At 63.3% G+C, this 16,571-nt stretch carries 17 protein-coding genes; 8 read left to right on the top strand and 9 right to left on the bottom strand.

Going from position 1 to position 16,571, the window contains the following annotated elements:
* Positions 1-28: 28 nt before the first annotated feature.
* Both AWB79_RS10310 and AWB79_RS10305 read right to left on the bottom strand, forming a co-directional pair.
* Complete coding sequence (locus tag AWB79_RS10310) at positions 29-841, bottom strand: IclR family transcriptional regulator (protein WP_061167291.1); 813 nt, start codon at positions 839-841, stop codon at positions 29-31.
* Positions 842-925: 84 nt separating this feature from the next.
* Positions 926-1,492 carry a VOC family protein gene (locus AWB79_RS10305; RefSeq protein ID WP_061167290.1) on the bottom strand — a complete coding sequence of 189 codons (567 nt, stop codon included), beginning with the start codon at positions 1,490-1,492 and terminating at the stop codon, positions 926-928.
* Between the two features lie 145 nt (positions 1,493-1,637).
* Between AWB79_RS10305 and AWB79_RS10300 the strand changes: the two genes are divergently transcribed.
* From AWB79_RS10300 to AWB79_RS10270, 7 genes are all read left to right on the top strand, one after another.
* Complete coding sequence (locus AWB79_RS10300; protein ID WP_061167289.1) at positions 1,638-2,489, top strand: fumarylacetoacetate hydrolase family protein; 852 nt, start codon at positions 1,638-1,640, stop codon at positions 2,487-2,489.
* Between the two features lie 56 nt (positions 2,490-2,545).
* The gene (gene mhpA / locus AWB79_RS10295) at positions 2,546-4,069 is read left to right on the top strand and encodes a bifunctional 3-(3-hydroxy-phenyl)propionate/3-hydroxycinnamic acid hydroxylase MhpA (RefSeq protein WP_061167288.1); all 1,524 of its coding nucleotides are present in this window, start codon (positions 2,546-2,548) and stop codon (positions 4,067-4,069) included.
* Positions 4,070-4,142: 73 nt separating this feature from the next.
* Positions 4,143-5,483, top strand: a complete 1,341-nt coding sequence (locus tag AWB79_RS10290; protein WP_061167287.1) for an MFS transporter — start codon at positions 4,143-4,145, stop codon at positions 5,481-5,483.
* Positions 5,484-5,915: 432 nt separating this feature from the next.
* The gene (locus AWB79_RS10285) at positions 5,916-6,374 is read left to right on the top strand and encodes a hypothetical protein (RefSeq protein WP_157695733.1); all 459 of its coding nucleotides are present in this window, start codon (positions 5,916-5,918) and stop codon (positions 6,372-6,374) included.
* A gap of 365 nt (positions 6,375-6,739) precedes the next feature.
* Positions 6,740-7,603, top strand: coding sequence for an N-formylglutamate amidohydrolase (locus AWB79_RS10280; RefSeq protein WP_061167285.1), 864 nt, complete (start codon positions 6,740-6,742; stop codon positions 7,601-7,603).
* Positions 7,600-8,361: an IclR family transcriptional regulator gene (locus tag AWB79_RS10275; RefSeq protein ID WP_061167284.1), complete on the top strand. Its 762-nt coding sequence runs from the start codon at positions 7,600-7,602 to the stop codon at positions 8,359-8,361. The genes AWB79_RS10280 and AWB79_RS10275 overlap by 4 nt, the downstream gene beginning before the upstream one ends.
* 8 nt (positions 8,362-8,369) lie before the next feature.
* The gene (locus AWB79_RS10270) at positions 8,370-9,794 is read left to right on the top strand and encodes an SLC13 family permease (RefSeq protein ID WP_061167283.1); all 1,425 of its coding nucleotides are present in this window, start codon (positions 8,370-8,372) and stop codon (positions 9,792-9,794) included.
* A 93-nt stretch (positions 9,795-9,887) separates the two neighbouring features.
* Here AWB79_RS10270 and AWB79_RS39420 read toward each other — a convergent pair whose 3' ends face one another.
* From AWB79_RS39420 to AWB79_RS10260, 3 genes are all read right to left on the bottom strand, one after another.
* A complete protein-coding gene (locus AWB79_RS39420; RefSeq protein WP_157695732.1) occupies positions 9,888-10,064 on the bottom strand; it encodes a hypothetical protein in 177 nt (58 codons plus the stop codon).
* A 68-nt stretch (positions 10,065-10,132) separates the two neighbouring features.
* On the bottom strand, positions 10,133-10,921 hold the full coding sequence (locus tag AWB79_RS10265; protein ID WP_061167282.1) for a transporter substrate-binding domain-containing protein: 789 nt from the start codon (positions 10,919-10,921) through the stop codon (positions 10,133-10,135).
* A gap of 28 nt (positions 10,922-10,949) precedes the next feature.
* Positions 10,950-12,101 (bottom strand): amidohydrolase, encoded by a 1,152-nt coding sequence (locus AWB79_RS10260; RefSeq protein ID WP_061167281.1) that lies wholly within the window; start codon positions 12,099-12,101, stop codon positions 10,950-10,952.
* 112 nt (positions 12,102-12,213) lie between these two features.
* Here AWB79_RS10260 and AWB79_RS10255 point away from each other — a divergent pair, with 112 nt between their 5' ends.
* Entirely contained in the window at positions 12,214-13,125 is a 912-nt protein-coding gene (locus tag AWB79_RS10255; RefSeq protein ID WP_061167280.1) for a LysR family transcriptional regulator, read from the top strand.
* Between the two features lie 40 nt (positions 13,126-13,165).
* On the opposite strand, the gene AWB79_RS10250 is transcribed toward AWB79_RS10255, so the two are convergent.
* The 4 genes from AWB79_RS10250 to AWB79_RS10235 are packed head-to-tail and all read right to left on the bottom strand — an operon-like array spanning position 13,166 to position 16,543.
* The gene (locus AWB79_RS10250) at positions 13,166-13,933 is read right to left on the bottom strand and encodes an ABC transporter ATP-binding protein (protein ID WP_061167279.1); all 768 of its coding nucleotides are present in this window, start codon (positions 13,931-13,933) and stop codon (positions 13,166-13,168) included.
* 44 nt (positions 13,934-13,977) lie between these two features.
* Entirely contained in the window at positions 13,978-14,691 is a 714-nt protein-coding gene (locus AWB79_RS10245; RefSeq protein ID WP_061167278.1) for an ABC transporter permease, read from the bottom strand.
* The gene (locus tag AWB79_RS10240; protein WP_096031524.1) at positions 14,688-15,377 is read right to left on the bottom strand and encodes an ABC transporter permease; all 690 of its coding nucleotides are present in this window, start codon (positions 15,375-15,377) and stop codon (positions 14,688-14,690) included. Before AWB79_RS10240 ends, AWB79_RS10245 begins: the two co-directional genes overlap by 4 nt.
* A 38-nt stretch (positions 15,378-15,415) precedes the next feature.
* Positions 15,416-16,543 carry a DUF2817 domain-containing protein gene (locus AWB79_RS10235; protein WP_061167375.1) on the bottom strand — a complete coding sequence of 376 codons (1,128 nt, stop codon included), beginning with the start codon at positions 16,541-16,543 and terminating at the stop codon, positions 15,416-15,418.
* Positions 16,544-16,571: the final 28 nt, after the last annotated feature.

Genomic DNA, 16,571 nt, shown 5'->3' with positions numbered 1-16,571 from the left:
CTGAGTCAAGTGGTTTTTCAACACTCGACTATGCAGATTTCCGTGCGCGTGACGCACTGTTCGGCGAACCGACGCCGCCGCTCTGACGGCTCTCGATGACAGCCCGCGTGCGCTGCGATATCCGCGCCGCCGCCTCCTTGACCGATTCGACGAGCCGTTCGAGATTGGCGAACTCGAGGCGCTGAGTCGGAACGATCACCGCGAGCGCGCCGACCGCTTCGCCCGAGTCGTCCGTAAACAGCGGCGACCCTAGCGCGGACACTCCGGTCTCGAGTTCGTCTCTCGATAGATAAAAGCCCGCGCGCCGGATCTTGAGCAGCGACGCGCGGAAGTCTTCGAGCGTCGCACCGAGCCCGCTCTGCGCGATGTCGTCCGGATATTGATCGAACAGGGCCGCGAGCTTGGCCTTCGGGAAGGTGGACAGGACCGCCTTCGACGCGGCGCCGAGAAACAGGGGGCGCGGACGCCCCCGGCCGTATCGGAGGTCGAGCGATGTATCGTGCGTCTCCCGATGCGTGTCGACGAGTTCGTTTCCATACCAGCGGGACATCACGATGTCGAAGCCCGAATGCTCGCTCAGCTCGCGCATGACCGGTTGCCCGGCCGCAAGCAGCGGATCGGACACACGCAAGTGATAGTCGAGCTTGATGATGCGCGGACCCAAACCATAATCTCCACCCGCAAAACGCACGAGCAAGCCCGCATCGACCAGTTCCCGGACGTAGCGGTAAGCCGTCGGAATCGAGCAATCGAGTTCCGCGCCGACGTCTTCGGCGGACAGGAACGGCCTGGTCTCCGAAAACAGATCGAGGATGGATAAGAGTCTGGTGATGCTCGACATCTGGACAGTGGCCCTCATGGATTTGAATGGATTATAGCCAGCGCAAGAAGCCACTCGATCGGGTCCCTCCGCACGGTCGGAACGTCAAACCAGCCCCATGCGTTCGGCCATTTCCGCTTGCCAGACGCTTCGAGGCCGAAAGCCCGGCAGCGTACGCGCGTGGCGCTCGACATCGGTCATCAGCTCGGCGTCCGGCAGGTCGAAATCGACAGACACGCGCATCGGCTGGTCGACGTACCACGGCGTGTCGATGAACAGTTCCAGCCGGTTGCCCTCCGGATCGCGCGCGTAGATCGACACCGCATTTCCGTGCGTCACGGGATGAATCTCGTCGAGCCCCTCCTCCACGAACTTGCGGTGAAATTGCCTGAGCGTGGCGAGGCTGTCCGCCTCCAGCGAGATCTGGTTGATCGGATTGAACGCCAGATGCGACGGGCGGCCGCTCGCAAGCACGATCTGATGATGCACGGCCGGATCGCGGCTCAGGAACACCAGCCGCACTTCGCCATTCGGCGTCTGCAACTTGCCGCGGTCCGTCACCGTGAACTCCAGCACCCGCGAATAAAAGTCCTCGACCTGCTCCATGTCGCTCACGTAGAAGCCCATGTGGCTCAACGAAAGACCCCGCCGTTTCTGCTGCATTCCTTCCATGCTCGTCTCCAAGTAGTGATAAACCCTGACTAAAAACGCGTTGCGCTCGCCGTTAAATCCAGTTTATTCTCAAAATACGATAAACGCACTAGTTTTTTGAGTCGGTGCGGCGATCCAGTCAACCGCTTTTATCAACGGAGCATCAATGAAACTCGTAAGCTTCTCGACCCCGCAGGGTTCCTCGTTCGGAATCGTTCGCGATAACGCCGTCTTCGATCTGGGCAAGCGCATAGGCGCCCGCTTCGCCGACCTCAAGGCACTGATCGCCGCGGACGCCTTCGGCGAAGCGGCCCAGGCAATCGAAGGCGTCGCGGCCGACTACACACTTTCGGACGTGACCTTGCTGCCGGTCATCCCCAATCCCGAGCAGATCTTCTGCGTGGGGCTGAACTACGCCGAGCACGTCCGGGAAACGAATCGCGAAACGACCGAGCAGCCCGTGATTTTCATGCGGCTGCCCGCGTCCCAGGTCGGTCATCGTCAGCCGATGCTGCGTCCGCCCGAGTCGCTGCAATTCGACTACGAGGGCGAGATCGCGGTGATCGTCGGACGCGGCGGACGGCGCATCGCCGAAGCGGATGCGTGGCATCACATCGCTGGTTACGCCTGCTACAACGACGGCTCCGTGCGCGACTGGCAGCGTCACACGACGCAATGGGGACCGGGCAAGAACTTCTATCGCACCGGCGCGTTCGGGCCGTGGATGGTCACGCGCGACGAGATCGCGCCGAACGCGCTGATGACGCTCGTCACCCGTCTGAACGGACGGGAAGTGCAACGCGCGACCACGGAGATGCTCATTCACGGAATCGCGAAACAGATTGCTTATCTGTCGACGTTCACGCCGCTTTTCCCCGGCGACGTGATCGTGACCGGCACGCCGGGCGGCGTCGGCGCGAAACGCAATCCGCCGCTCTTCATGAAGCCGGGCGACGTGGTCGAAGTGGAAGTGGACCGCATCGGCGTGCTGTCCAACCCGATTGCCGACGAAGCGTAAGCGTCGCGGCCGGGCGCGACTCGCCGCGCCCGGCGTCTCATCAGGCGGAAAAGAACATGTCAGATCAAATCATCCCAACGCATACGTGCGACTACGACGTCGCGATCATCGGCCTCGGGCCCATCGGCGCCACATTGGGCAACCTGCTCGCGATTCAGGGCTTGCGCGTGCTGGTGCTGGAGCGCGACAAGGACATCTTTGCGCTGCCCCGCGCGGTGCACTTCGATGGCGAATGCATGCGCGTGTTCCAGACGATCGGCATCGCGGATGCGCTGCTGCCCAACCTGTTCGTCGGTCCGGGCATGAAGTTCGTGAACGCGCAAGGCAAGTTGCTGATCGACTGGCAGCGTCCGACCTGCATCGGACCTCACGGCTGGTGCGCGAGTTATAAATTCCATCAGCCCGATCTGGAGAACGCGTTGCGCGGGCGTCTCGCGCGGCAATCGAATGTCGACGTGCGTCTGCGTCACGAGGTCTTCGCGCTCGAAGAGACCGCCGATGGCGTCCGGTTGCGCTTCGAGGACACGAGCCGCGGCAAGCTCGGGCGCGCCACCGCGCGATACGTCGTCGGATGCGACGGCGCGCGCTCCATCGCGCGGCGCTTCATGGGAACCGAGCTGACCGATCTCAAATCGCATGAGCGCTGGGTCGTGGTCGACACGATGCTCAACGCGCCGCGGCCGGATCTCGGCGATTTTTCGATTCAGTATTGCGATCCCGCGCGCCCGACCACCTATACGCGCGGTCCGGGCAACCGCCGGCGCTGGGAAATCATGGTGATGCCGGGCGACGATACGGCGCAACTCTCATCGGCGGACTGGCTCTGGGACAAGCTCGCTCGCTGGATCTCGCCCGCCGATGCGCGGCTCGAACGCTCGGCCGTCTATACGTTTCATTCGGTCGTCGCGAACGGCTGGCGCCGTGGGCGCCTGTTGCTGGCGGGAGACGCCGCGCATCAGACGCCGCCCTTCATGGGTCAGGGCATGGCCGCCGGTATTCGCGACGCGTCGAATCTTGCATGGAAGCTCGGCGCAATCCTGCGCGGCGAAGCATCCGATGCCCTTCTCGACACCTATGAATCGGAACGCTCGCCGCACGTGCGCGAGTTCATCGAAACGGCTGTGCAGCTCGGCGCGGTCATCCAGACGACGCACCCCGAACTCGCGAACGCGCGCGACTGCGAGATGGCCGAGGCTATCCGCAAATTCGTCACGCCGCAACCGAAGCTCGGACCGGGCGAGTGGATGGACGACGCCTCGGGCACGGCGGGGCATAGTGCGCCGCAGCCGCGTCTGAACGACGGGCGCCTGCTCGACGACGTCGCCGGGTATCGCTTCGCGCTGGTTGCGCTGCCGGCGATCCTCGAAGCATGTCCGAACCTTGCCGACGAAGCGGCCCGCGCCGATGTCGCGATCATCGCGAGCGAGGATGCGTCGATTCGCGAGTGGCTCGCGTCGATCGGTGCGGTCGCCGTGCTGGTGCGGCCCGATCGGTACGTCTTCGGCGTCGCGCAGGACGTGCATGCGCTGGATCGACTGATCGAGCAGGCACTGCCCCAGCAGCGCACCGAAAGCGCCTGAGTAAAGCGCCTGAGTCTGACGCCATCGCCATACACATCATTGGACCAAGAAGCCAACACCATCTGGAGAAGTCATGGAGACAACCCGCAACCCCGCCGGCGAATTCGGCCTGGCGCAATCCCCCGGTCTGACACGATCGCAGTGGAAGATGATCCTCATCGCGAGTCTGGGCGGTTCACTGGAGTTCTACGACTTCATCGTGTACGGCTTCTTTGCTCACCATATCGCGGCGCAGTTCTTTCCGAATGCGTCGTCGTTGCTGAGCATGCTGGCCGCGTTTTCCGTGCTGGCGATCGGCTATGTGATCCGGCCGCTCGGCGGCATCGTGCTGAGCAGCTGGGGCGATCGATATGGCCGCCGCCCCGTGTTCCTCGGCTCCATCGTCGTCGTGACGAGCGCAACCATTTGCCTTGGCCTGTTGCCGAACTTTCAGAGCTGGGGCATTACGGCCTCCATCGCGCTGATCGTGCTTCGCATGCTTCAGGGCTTCTGTGTCGGCGGCGAAATGCCCGGCGCGATCACGTATGCCGTCGAGGCCGCGCCGCAACGGGCGGGGCTGGCTGCGGGCATCATCATCTGCGCGGTGAACGTGGGCGTGTTGCTCGCGACAATCGTCAATCTTGTCATTCAGAGTGCGCTGTCGAGCGCGGATGCGGCCGCTTATGGCTGGCGAGTCGCATTCCTGTTCGGCGGTCTCTGCGGGATCGTGTCCTACTGGATGCGACGCAACCTCGACGAGTCGCCCGAGTTCAGGAAGATGCATGGCGCCGTGATCAGGCAACCGTTTCGCGAGACGCTGCGTCATCACGGCAAATCCGTCGCCGCCGCAGCGCTCACGATCGCGGTGATGGCGGGTGTCAACGGCATCCTGTACGGACACATGCCTGCCTATCTCGTGCAGCAGCTTCACTATGCGCCCCGGACGGCGGCGGTCGCGCAGAACGCTTATCTGATCGTCAGCTCGTTCGGCCTGCTCGCGGCGGGCTGGCTGGGAGACAAGGTGCCGCGCCGGTATCTTCTGCGCGCGTCGGCGGCCTTGCTGGTGGTGTTGAGCTATCCGTTCTATCAGGCGCTCGTCGGGCACACGGTGAATCCGGTCGTCCTGTTCATTCTCGCGGGCGTGGTCTTTTCGCTCGCGAGCGGAACATGGGCGTCGGTGCTTGCCGATCAGTTCCCGGTTCAGGTGCGATTCAGCGGCATCGCGCTCTCGTATAACGCTTCGGTCCTCGTCTTCAGCGGCTTTGCACCGTTGCTCGCGACGATGCTGATCCGCGAAACGGGCTCGCTGGCCGCGCCGGCCTACTTCGTGATCGGCGCGTGCGGTATCGCATTGCTCGCGAGCTTCGCCTTGCCCGATGGCCGATCGGCTTCGCGCGACGGATTGCGGGCGGATCGGGTGCTGGCCGAACGATAAGCCGGCGAGTGCCCGCCCGTAGCCTGGGCGAGCGAGAACGCGTGCGTGCCGCTGCCTGATGCCATTCGCGCCGAAGCGCGCAGACTTGCGGCCGACCTCATCGGACATTACATTCAAAAACTTCCGTATGGCCGGCCGCTCCCCACTGTCGATCATTCTCGATACCCGGCCGGGAAGCCAGTGCCACCGCAGTGGCCATCAACCTCGCTTGACCACCCTACATCCAGTAGATCCATCCGGTTACCACCAGCGCAACGGCGCCGGGCAGTGTCGGCATCAGCGGAAATGACCAGCCCGGTCTCTGTCGCGTTTCTGCGGCCCAGCGCTCCGAAAGCAAGCAACGTTCTCTAACGGACGGAGGCACGCGCGTCATGTCCCTATCCTAAGGCGCATCTTGAGAACCCTCGAATTCAAGCGGAAGGTCAGAAAGACGTGTCTGCGCCATCTTCAAACATTGATTTCCGTACGGCAACGGTTCAAGCCCTTCTCGGTGAAACTCGCACCGTAGGCGTGGCGTTGGCAGGCGTGGCCTTCGGCTGCGGCATCGGAATCGTTGCCTCAGCCCTGCTTTGGACCGCCGGAACAGATACCGCTCAGTGGGGTTCTGTTGCTTTCACATGCCTGGCGAGTGCGATCTTCATGGGCTTCACCCTCGTCGTGGGCTTCGGCATTCGTCTTAAAGCGGCCCTTGACCGACTGAGCTCACTGGAAGAAGGCATCATGGCGCGCTTCGTCGGCACAGAGGCATCCAGCGCTGCACCTCCGAGTTTTGGAAAGGCCATCAAGCACGCGCGCGTCGTTCGATACCCGACGCCGCTTCGCGAGAGCGCGGAGAAGGAAACAGCCGCGTTGCTTGAACGATTCATGCTGCCCCGCAAAGACGCGTCCTAAATCCGTCTCCGCCGCTTCGAAGCTTCTCACGCTTCGACACCCTCTTTCCTCGTCGGACGGCGCGACGAACTCAAAGCTGTTCTCAAGAATTTCGACCCGGATTTCTTCAGGGTCATCCCATGTCGAGATTGTCGGACGGCGTAGCGACCACACGGGCGTCGTTGCCCAACGCGCTCGCGTCCGCAGTCAACTCGCCCGCCTCGTCTTCACGGAGAACGTCATCGCACAGATGAGCGTTTCCGAGCCGTGGCGACGCCTCGCTACGGCTCGGAGCCAAGGGTTTTCCCCCATCGCCATCTTGTGCACTTGGCGTCAAAGTTCCGACATCGCAAGAAAATGAAAAGCGTTTTTACTGGATAAAAAACATGAGTGACGAGAATCTCGCCTTCTTCGTTCAGGAGCCGTCTGTCGCCCCGATTCCTTTGGTCCTCGACTCCCCGCATAGCGGCTTCACGCTGCCGCCGGACTTTCTCCCGTCGGCTCCGCTCGAAGCCATTCGGTCCGGGTGGGACGCCTATCTCGACGACCTCTGGTCGGGCGCGACGAAGCACGGCGCGATTCTGGTTTGCGCGCTTTTCCCGCGCACGTACATCGACGCGAATCGTTCGGAAGACGACATCGACCAGGAACTGCTCGACGCGCCGTGGCCGCGACCGGTGCACCCGTCCGACTACGCGAAGCGGGGTCAGGGTTTGATTCGGCGTTTCGCGTTGCCGAATGTGCCGATGTACGACCGCCTCCTGACGATTCGTGAGGTGGAGCATCGACTCGATACCTACTACCGGCCGTATCGCAGCGCGGTCTCCGCGGCAATCGCCAGCGCCGTGCAACGCTTCGGCCATGTATGGCATATCGACCTGCACTCGATGAAATCCACGGGCAACGCCATGAACACGGACAACGGCAAGGCTCGTCCCGACCTTGTCATCAGCGATCGTGACGGCAGAACCAGCAATCCGGCGGCGACGGAATGGATTGCGGCGCGCTTCCGCGAGCTCGGCTATGACGCGCGCGTGAACACGCCCTACAAGGGCGGCGACATGGTTAAAACCTTCGGACAGCCCGAGAAGAACCAGCACAGCATTCAAATCGAAATCAACCGCGCGATCTACATGGACGAGACGTCGTGCGAGAAATCCCCTCGCTACGCGCAGCTACAGGCGGACATCGACCGCTTTCTGGCGCAGTTCGTCGAAAAGATTACGAGCAAGGACGCGGACTTCCGATGAACGACTACACCATTGCTTCCGTCGATTCCGCCCTCAAGCTGCTTGCCATCGTCGCCGACCATCCCCGACTGGGGTTGAGCGAACTGGCGGAACGCGCGGAGTTGAACACATCGCGCACGTTCCGGCTGCTCACGACGTTGGCGGCCCACCGACTCATTCAGCGCTCGGGTGACCCGGCAATCTATACGCTCGGAACGCAGGCACTCGTACTCGGCATCGCGGCGGGCCGGCAAATCGACATGGCGACGGCGGCGCAGGCGCCGTTGATGCGACTGGCGGAGCGCTTCAACGAGGCCTGCCAGATTCGAGTGCGCGACGGCGACGAGAGCATCTGCATCGCGCGTGTCGAGTCCAGCCACGTTGTTCGCGTGCACGGGACGATTGGCAATCGGCGTCCCATCCACGTGGGCGCCTCCGGCAAGTTGCTCCTCGCCTATGCGGACGACAACGAGCGGGAACACATCCTCACGCGCGATATGCGCCCGTTCACGAAGGAGACGCGCGTCGACGCGAGCGCCCTTCGGCAAGAGCTGGATGACATCCGCGAAAAGGGCTATTCGTTGAGCCGAGGCGAGGCGACTTCAGGCGTCGTGGCCATTGCCGTCCCGGTGCTCGCCTCGGCGACCCATGCCCTCGCCGCGCTTGGCATGTCTATCGTCGCCACACGATTCGACGAAGAGACTTTGTCCGACATCATCGAGCAGATGCGACTGGCGTCCCAAGAGATATCCCAGTTCATCGGCCATCGACATCCCTGATTCCTCACATGTCCGCAAGCATGAATAACTCTTCCGTTTCCGCTGAGCCGACTCCGGCTCACAAGCGCTCGCTGCATCCGATTCTGATGATGCTCGGGATTCTTTTGTTCGCGATGGCCCTGACTTACTTTCTGGACGCGGGCCAGTTCAAACGCAACGGTCATCTCGTCGAGCCGGGAAGCTATCAACACATCGAGAAGAGCAACTCGCCTGCGCATCTGTTTGCGCTGTCGATGCCCAACAGCACGGCCGACCGGGCTTACCCGGCCAGTGCGGTGTCGCTCTTTCGAGCCATTCCTGACGGGTTGACGAAGACCTCCGCGCTGATCTTCATGGTGATGTTCGTCGGCGGCATGTTCGAGGTTTTCAAAAGGACCGGCGCCCTCGATTCCGGAATCAACAAGCTCGTGGCGGTCTCGAAGGGAAACCTGTACCTGCTCGCGCCCATCCTCATCCTCGCCATCGGACTAGGGAGCACCTTCCTGGGCCTGATGTCCGAGTACCTGGTCCTGCTGCCCGTGGTGCTGGCGCTCGGCGAACGACTCAGGCTCAGCCCGATTCTCTCGCTGGCCATGCTTGCATTCGGAGCGAAGCTTGGCTACGTCGCCTCCGTGAGCAATCCGATCGTGTTGCCGGTCGCCCAGGGAATTGCGGGTGTGCCGTTGTTCAGCGGCGCCGCGGTACGCCTCATCGTGTTCGTGGTCGCGATTTTGTCGGCCATCGGCTATTTCGTTTACTGCCTGCATCGGACGAAGTATCAGGCAATCCGTTCGCTGCCGGCCGATTCGAAAATCACCGCCTCGCAAAAAGGTGTCCTTCTGCTGATGGCGCTTGCCACGGTGGTCCTCGTGTGGGCGGCGCCCGAATTCAAATGGCACAACGGCGAGCTCAGCGCGTTCTACATCTTCCTGGCGAGCGCGATCGCGCTCGTCGGAAGGCTCGGTGCACGTGACGCCGCGGACGCATTCGTGCAAGGAATGAAGGGCATGATGCTGGCCGCGCTTTTGATTGGATTGGCGGCAACCATCGAAATCATTCTCCAGCGCAGCATGGTCCTCGATACCGTCATCGACAAACTTTCGTCGATGGTCAATGGTCAGCCTCCGGCCATTGTCGCAATGGGCATCATGGCTATCGAAGCCGTGCTTGATTTGCTCGTGCCATCGACTTCGGGAAAAGCGGCGATCAGCATGCCGATTCTGGCGCCGATTGCTCACATCTCCGGCCTGAGCCCGCAGACCTGTGTGCTTTCGTTCCTCCTGGGGAATGGAATCATGGGAATCATCAACCCTGCCTCCGGCCTTACGCTGGCGTTTCTTGCAATCGCCAAGGTGGGCTACGGACAATGGGTCCGCTTTGCCATGCCATTGGTCCTCATTCTGACAGGCGTCGCGATTGTGACCGTCTCGCTCGCAGCGAACTTCGGATACTGATTTGCTCGACGACTGCCTGATGCGTTTGATCGGCGAAGCGAGCGAGCCGGTGGATAGGCAGATATCCTTTATACGGGCTGCGCCCCTCGCCGTTCAGAACTCGTGGCGAATGTCGACGCGCGCGACGGCTTGCCGGTCGTTCGATGACGAGTCATCGGCGCCACCCACATACGCAAGATCAAGCGCCGTTCCGCTGTGGGCACTCGATACCTTCTGCAGGCTTGCCATCGCGTACACGTGCGTGCGCTTCGACAGGCTGTAGTCCGCCATCAGACCGGGCGTATGCCAGTGCGGCCGGCTCGCGCCGCCCGATGCGTCGAGCCTCCGGTATTCATGCGCTATTTCGCGGCTTGCCCGTCGCCGAGATACTGTTTCTGCAGCCGGTCGATCGTGCCGTCTTTCCTGAGCCGGTCGAGCGCGTTATCGAGCGCCTGCAGCGTCTTGCCGTCGCCCTTGCGCACGCCGATCACGCTGCTCGCGCCGAGGATCGCCGGATCGTCGATGCGCGGACCCGCGAAATCGAACCGCGCGCCCTGCGGCTTCGAGAGAAAACCCAGACGGGCCGCGGAACCCACGACGAGCGTCGCATCGAGTCTTCCGTTCGCGAGGTCGGCATAGATGCTGTCCTGGTCCGGATACTCTTGCAGGATCACGCCGCGCTGTGCCCACGCGGATTTGACGAACGCAGCCTGCGTCGAGCCCTGCAGCACGCCGACACGCTTGCCCGTAAGCGACGCCGCGTCGGGCAGCAGATTGCTGCCGCGCGCCGCGACGAGACGAATGTCCGCCGGATAGACGGCCTGCGTGAAATCCATCACGGCGCGGCGCGCGGCGGTCGGCGCCATCGATGCGTTGATCGCGTCGAACTTGCGCGACTGCAATCCGGCGACCAGTCCGTCGAAGCTGCTTTCCACCCAGACGCATTTCACCTGGGCAGCGGCGCAGATCGCGTTGCCGATCTCGATGTCGAGTCCCGCAAGACTGCCGTCGGGCCGCTTGTACTCGTACGGCGGATAGCTCGGGTCGGTGCCGAAGCGCAAGGTCGCAGCGCTGCACGCGCTGCTCATCGCGGTCACGGCGAAGGCCAATGCAATCGCGTGGAGCGCACGCACTCGGTAATGCTTCATCAATGTCTCCTTTTATGACTTGGTCGAACTAAGCCGCGCAACGTGCGTGCGCGAGCGCCACGAAGAAGCGCACGCCGAGCGGCAGCACGTCGTCGTTGAAATCGAACTCGGGATGATGGCAATACACGCCGCCCTGACCGAGCAGCGCATACGCGCCGGGCCGGCGCAACAGGAACTCCGAGAAGTCTTCGGAGCCGTTGAGCGGCGCGAAATCGCGCAATACGTTCTCCGCGCCGAAGACGTTCCCGGCGACGCGCGCCGCGGCCTGCGCCTGCTCGCGGTGGTTGATCGTCGCCGGCGAGCTGTTGCGGAACGCCACGGAGATCGCGCATTCGCTGGTCGTCGCGATGCCCTCGCAGATCGTCCTGATGCGCGCTTTGGCCTGCGCGCGGATGCGCTCGTCGAAGGCGCGCAGCGTGCCCGTCAGTGCCGTATGTGACGGAATCACGTTGGGCGCGCTGCCCGCGTGCACGCTGCCGATGCTAAGGACCGCCGTCGCACTGGGGTCGATCGAACGGCTCACGACCGTCTGCAACGCGCAGATGAGTTGCGCGGCCGCCATCACGGGGTCCTTCGTTTTCTCGGGCGCCGAACCATGTCCGCCGACACCGTCGATGCCGATCACGATTTCATCGCATGAGGCGAGCATCGCGCCGTCGAGCACGCCGAACGTGCCCGGCGCGAAATGCGGCGCGTTGTGCAACGCGTAGATTTCGTCGTAGAGGAAGCGGGTTTCGAGTCCGTCGGCGAGCATCGCGTTCGCGCCACCGCCCGTTTCCTCGGCCGGCTGGAACACCAGCACGACCGTACCGGCGAAGTCGCGATGGCGGCTGAAGTGACGCGCGACGCCGAGCAGCATCGCCGTATGTCCGTCGTGGCCGCAGCCGTGAAACACGCCCTGCCGAAGCGAGCGATGCAGCGGACGGCCTTCTTCCTCCATCGGCAGCGCGTCCATGTCGGCGCGCAGCGCGATCGTGCGGCCGCGGCCCGACGCCCCATGCACCACGCCGACCACACCCGTCCCGCCGATGCCGGCATGCGTCTCGATGTCCCATGCCCGCAGCTTTGCCGCGACGAGCTCGCTCGTGCGATGTTCGTCGAATGCGATCTCGGGGTTCGCGTGAATGTCTCGCCGCAAGGCGACCAGTTCGTCGATATCGATATCGGGCGTATCCGTCATTGCTCCATTGCCTCCTTGTATACTCCGGACTTTCTTTCGTGCCGGAGTTCGCATACTAAGGGCGCGTCGGCCACGGTCGATTTCCAATTTCTCATGCTCATAGCCTTTGCTTATGGAACGGAAAAGCCTCAAGACCGCGCAACTCCAGACACTGGTCGCGATCGCCGAGCACGGCACGCTGATGGCCGCGGCCGATGCATTGAGCGTCTCGCAGCCGGCGGTGACGAAGAGCATCAAGGAACTGGAAACGCGCCTCGGCGTGCAACTGCTGGAACGCAGCGGCGCGGGCGTGCGGCTGACGCGCTACGGCGAAGCGCTGCTGCGGCGCGCGCGCGCGGTGGTCACGGAGATTGCGAGCGCGGAGCGTGAGCTCGAAGAGATGAAGTCCGGCGCGCAAAAGACGCTATCGATCGGCGTCTCGCTGCTGGCGTCGTCCATTGCCATGCCCGATGCGTTGCGCGCGTTTCGCGAGCGGTTGCCGGACGTGCGGCTCAACGTCTATGAATGCCTGCCGGCGCAGATCATCGACGGCTTGCGCGACGGCTCCTTCGACCTTTGCGTGGCGTTCGTCGCGGACAGCGACATCACCGCCGAATATCGCGTCGTGCAGATCGGCGAATCGCAACAGATGCTGGCGGTCCCGAGCGGCGACGCGCTCGCGCGGGAAACGCGGCTCGAGCGCCTGAGCGGCGCACGCTGGCTCTACAATCACACGCGCGACAGCTGGCCCGCGTTCTGGCGCGAGCTATGCGGCGACCGCATCCTGCCGCTGCCCGCTCATGTGAACGTCTGCACCTCGCAGCGGCTCTATGGGCAGCTCGCGCAACAGCCGGGAACCGTCAGCGTGTGGCCGGACTTCCTGCTCGACGAAGAGCGCAGGCTAGGCCGCATGCAGCCGCTCGACACCGACGCCCTGCCTTCGAATCTGACCCTCGGGCTCATGTATCGCCGCGACCTCGTGCTGAGCGCGGCGCTGGAATACTTCATCGACTGCGTCCGGCGGGCGTCGGGCCACGCGGCCTAAAAACGAGCCTTCGTTCCGGGCATCGCGGCGCGGACTCGTGTCACTTGAGGCTGCCGGCCAGAAACTGGCGCAACCGCTCGCTCCGCGGATTCACCAGCACGTCGTGCGGATGCCCTTGCTCCTCGATTCGTCCCTGATGCAGAAACACGGCGTGGTTCGATACGTGCCGCGCAAAGCCCATCTCGTGCGTGACGACGATCATCGTGCGCCCTTCCTCCGCGAGCGATTGCATCACGCGCAGCACCTCGCCCACGAGCTCGGGATCGAGCGCGGAGGTGGGCTCATCGAAGAGCATGACTTCGGGCTCCATCGCGAGTGCGCGCGCGATCGCCACACGCTGCTGCTGGCCGCCCGACAAATGCGCGGGATAGCGGTTCTCGGTCGCGCCCGTCATGCCGACCTTCGCCAGATAGCGCCTTGCACGTTCCAGCGCGTCGGCGCGGCTCAGACCGAGCACGCTCATCGGCGCTTCGATGACGTTCTCCAGCACGGTCTTGTGCGCCCACAGGTTGAAATGCTGAAACACCATCGAAAGCTGCGCGCGCATGCGACGCAACTGCTTCGGGTCGGACGCGCGCAACGTGCCTTGCCGGTCGCGCCGGGTGCGAATCGCTTCGCCGTTGAGCGTGATGCTGCCCGAACACGGCTGCTCGAGAAAATTGAGGCAGCGCAGGAAGGTGCTCTTTCCCGATCCGCTCGAACCGATGATGCTGATGACATCGCCCGCCTTCGCGTTGAGCGAAAGCCCTTTGAGCACCTCGTTCTCGCCGAACTTCTTGTGCAGATCATCGACGGCCAGCTTGATCATGTCTTTGCTGTCTCCTGCCTGACTGGATTGGGATTGAGCCTGCATCATCGCGCCTGCGGCTTGAGAAACGCGAGCAGATGCGCTTCGAGCTTGCGAAAGGCGAACACCAGCGCGAACGCGATGCCCGCATAAAGCAGCGCCGCGATGCCGAACGCCTGGAACGACTGATACGTCGCCGAATTCACGTCGCGCGTGACCTTGAGGATGTCGGGAACGGTCGCGGTGAAGGCGAGCGTGGTCGCGTGCAGCATCAGGATCACTTCGTTGCTGTAATTGGGCAGCGCCCGGCGCAGCGCCGAGGGAAGAATGATCTTTCGATACAGCGTGAAGCGCGACATGCCGTATGCCGCGCCCGCTTCCACTTCGCCATGCGCGGTCGCCCTGATCGCGCCCGCGAAGATCTCGGTCGTATAGGCGCACTCGTTGAGCGTGAACGCGAGCAGCGTGCAGTTCATCGCGTTGCGAAAGAATTCGTCGAGCAGCGCGTGCGCATGCACGACCTGCAGGCTATACAACCCCGTATAGCAAAGCAGAAGCTGAACGTAGAGCGGCGTGCCGCGAAACACGTAGGTATAGATCCGCACCGGCGTGGAGATGAAGCGGTTGTCCGACGCCCGCGCAACGGCGAGCGGCACCGCGAGGCAAAAGCCCAGCCCGATGGAGGCGACCAGAAGCCAGAGCGTGATTGCAAGGCCGGTGAAGCGATAGCCGTCGGTGAACAGATAGTTCTGCCAGTATTCGCGAACGATGTCGATCACAACGCGGCCCTCCGTACGCCCACCGAATAGCGCTTTTCGAGCCGCGCGAGCGCCAGATTCGAAACGGTCGTGATCGCGAGATAGATCGCGCCGGCAGCGAGCGTGAAGAAAAAGAACTGCAGTGTGCTCTTGCCGGCATCCTGCGTGACCTTCACGATATCGGCGAGACCGATGATCGACACCAGCGCGGTCGCCTTCACCACGACCTGCCAGTTGTTGCCGATGCCCGGCAGCGCGTATCGCATCATCTGCGGGAACATCAGCCGGCGGAAGACCTGCCAGCGCGACATGCCGTAGGCGTGCCCCGCTTCGATCTGGCCACGCGCCACTGCGAGAAAAGCGCCGCGAAACGTCTCCGTGAAGTACGCGCCGTAGATGAAGCCGAGCGTCAGCACGCCCGCGACGAACGGATCGATATCGATCTGCTCCAGCGCCATGGCATCGGTCACCTGGTTCAGCAGCATCTGAATGCTGTAGAAGAGCAAGAGCATGAGAACGAGGTCGGGCACGGCGCGGATCAGCGTCGTGTAGACCGTGCCGGCGCATACCAGCGCACGCCTTCCCGAGAGCTTCGCCGCCGCGCCGATCAAGCCCAGCACGAACGACACCGCGAGCGACAACAACGCGAGCTCCAGCGTCTTGCAGGTTCCCGCGATCAGTTGCGGACCGTAGCCTTCGAACATGATGGCGTGTCTCCTTGTGGGTAGTTTTTTAGCGTCCGGGATCAGCCCTGCTTCGGCGCGGGTTCCAGTTCGGGCAGCGCCTTCAATGCGCGTTCCCAGATCTGCCGCGTGCGTCGCCACGCGATATCGCGCCAGTCCTCGTCGGCGGGCAGAAAAGACTCGAACAGCGCGCGGCTGATCTGCCTGCCGCGCGCATCGAGCGGGTCGCCGTAAAGATGCAGCCAGTGATCGTTGCGTAATGCCTCGTGCATGCGCTCTTCCGCATACGTGCCGCATTCGATGACGAGTTGCATCAGATGCGTATCGGGCAACGCATCGAGCATGGCCTGCGAGGTATAGCCGGTCGCCCGGGCAACGACGCCGGTCTCGCTCGTCGCGGCATCGGCTTGCGTCAGAAGCGTGTAGAGCCACGGTCCGTAGAGGCGCTGCGCATCGGTCAGCGCGGGATAGCGCGACTGCGCGATGGCCATCAGCATCGGATGCCCGAACGCGCCCGCGCCCGTATGCAGGTCGAATGCGATCGCGACCTGAGCGGGCCTGAGGAAGCGCTCGACAATCGCGCGCAAGGTCCGGTTCGACCACGTGGTCTTCTCGCCGCCGTAGAAAAGGCCATCGGCGTGCGCGTACTGGCCTGCGCCCACGATCGCCTGATACTCCGCCCAGCCCATCGAGCGCACATGGCTCGCCAGTTGTGCGTCGGCATGCTGGCGGGCCGGGCCGTCGATATCGCGGCACGTGTAGATCTCGTGGATCGTCTCGTAGCGCGGGTTGACCGGCAGCGGGACGTCGAAATCCACGTAGTTGCGATTCAGATCGACGTTGTCCTCGTTGACGCGGCGCACCCAGGCCGTGCCCCAGGGATTGATCAGATGCACCAGCATGACCGCCACGCCTTCCGGCAGCTTGCGCGATTGCAACTCGTGCAGCCAGGCCGCCTGGCACGCCGAGCCGTAGTAGCCCTCGACGCCGTGCGTGCCGGAAATGGCGACCAGCACGCGGCGCGCATCGGGGGCGCCGAGCCACGCGACATCCGTCGCAAGCGTTTCGCCGGATGGCCCCCGCAACGGATGCTCGTAACAGGCGAGTGTCGCGCCGGCGGCCTTCGCCGCATGCAGGAACCGCTCGCGTTGCCGTGCAAAACCGGGTTCCACGGGAAATTCGATCGTCATGTGTTCCTCGACTTGGATGCTCTCGATG

Source organism: Caballeronia hypogeia, from assembly GCF_001544875.2.
Lineage (GTDB): Bacteria > Pseudomonadota > Gammaproteobacteria > Burkholderiales > Burkholderiaceae > Caballeronia > Caballeronia hypogeia.
The sequence above is the reverse complement of the archived record's forward strand: the minus strand, read 5'-3'. Positions and strand labels throughout refer to the sequence as shown.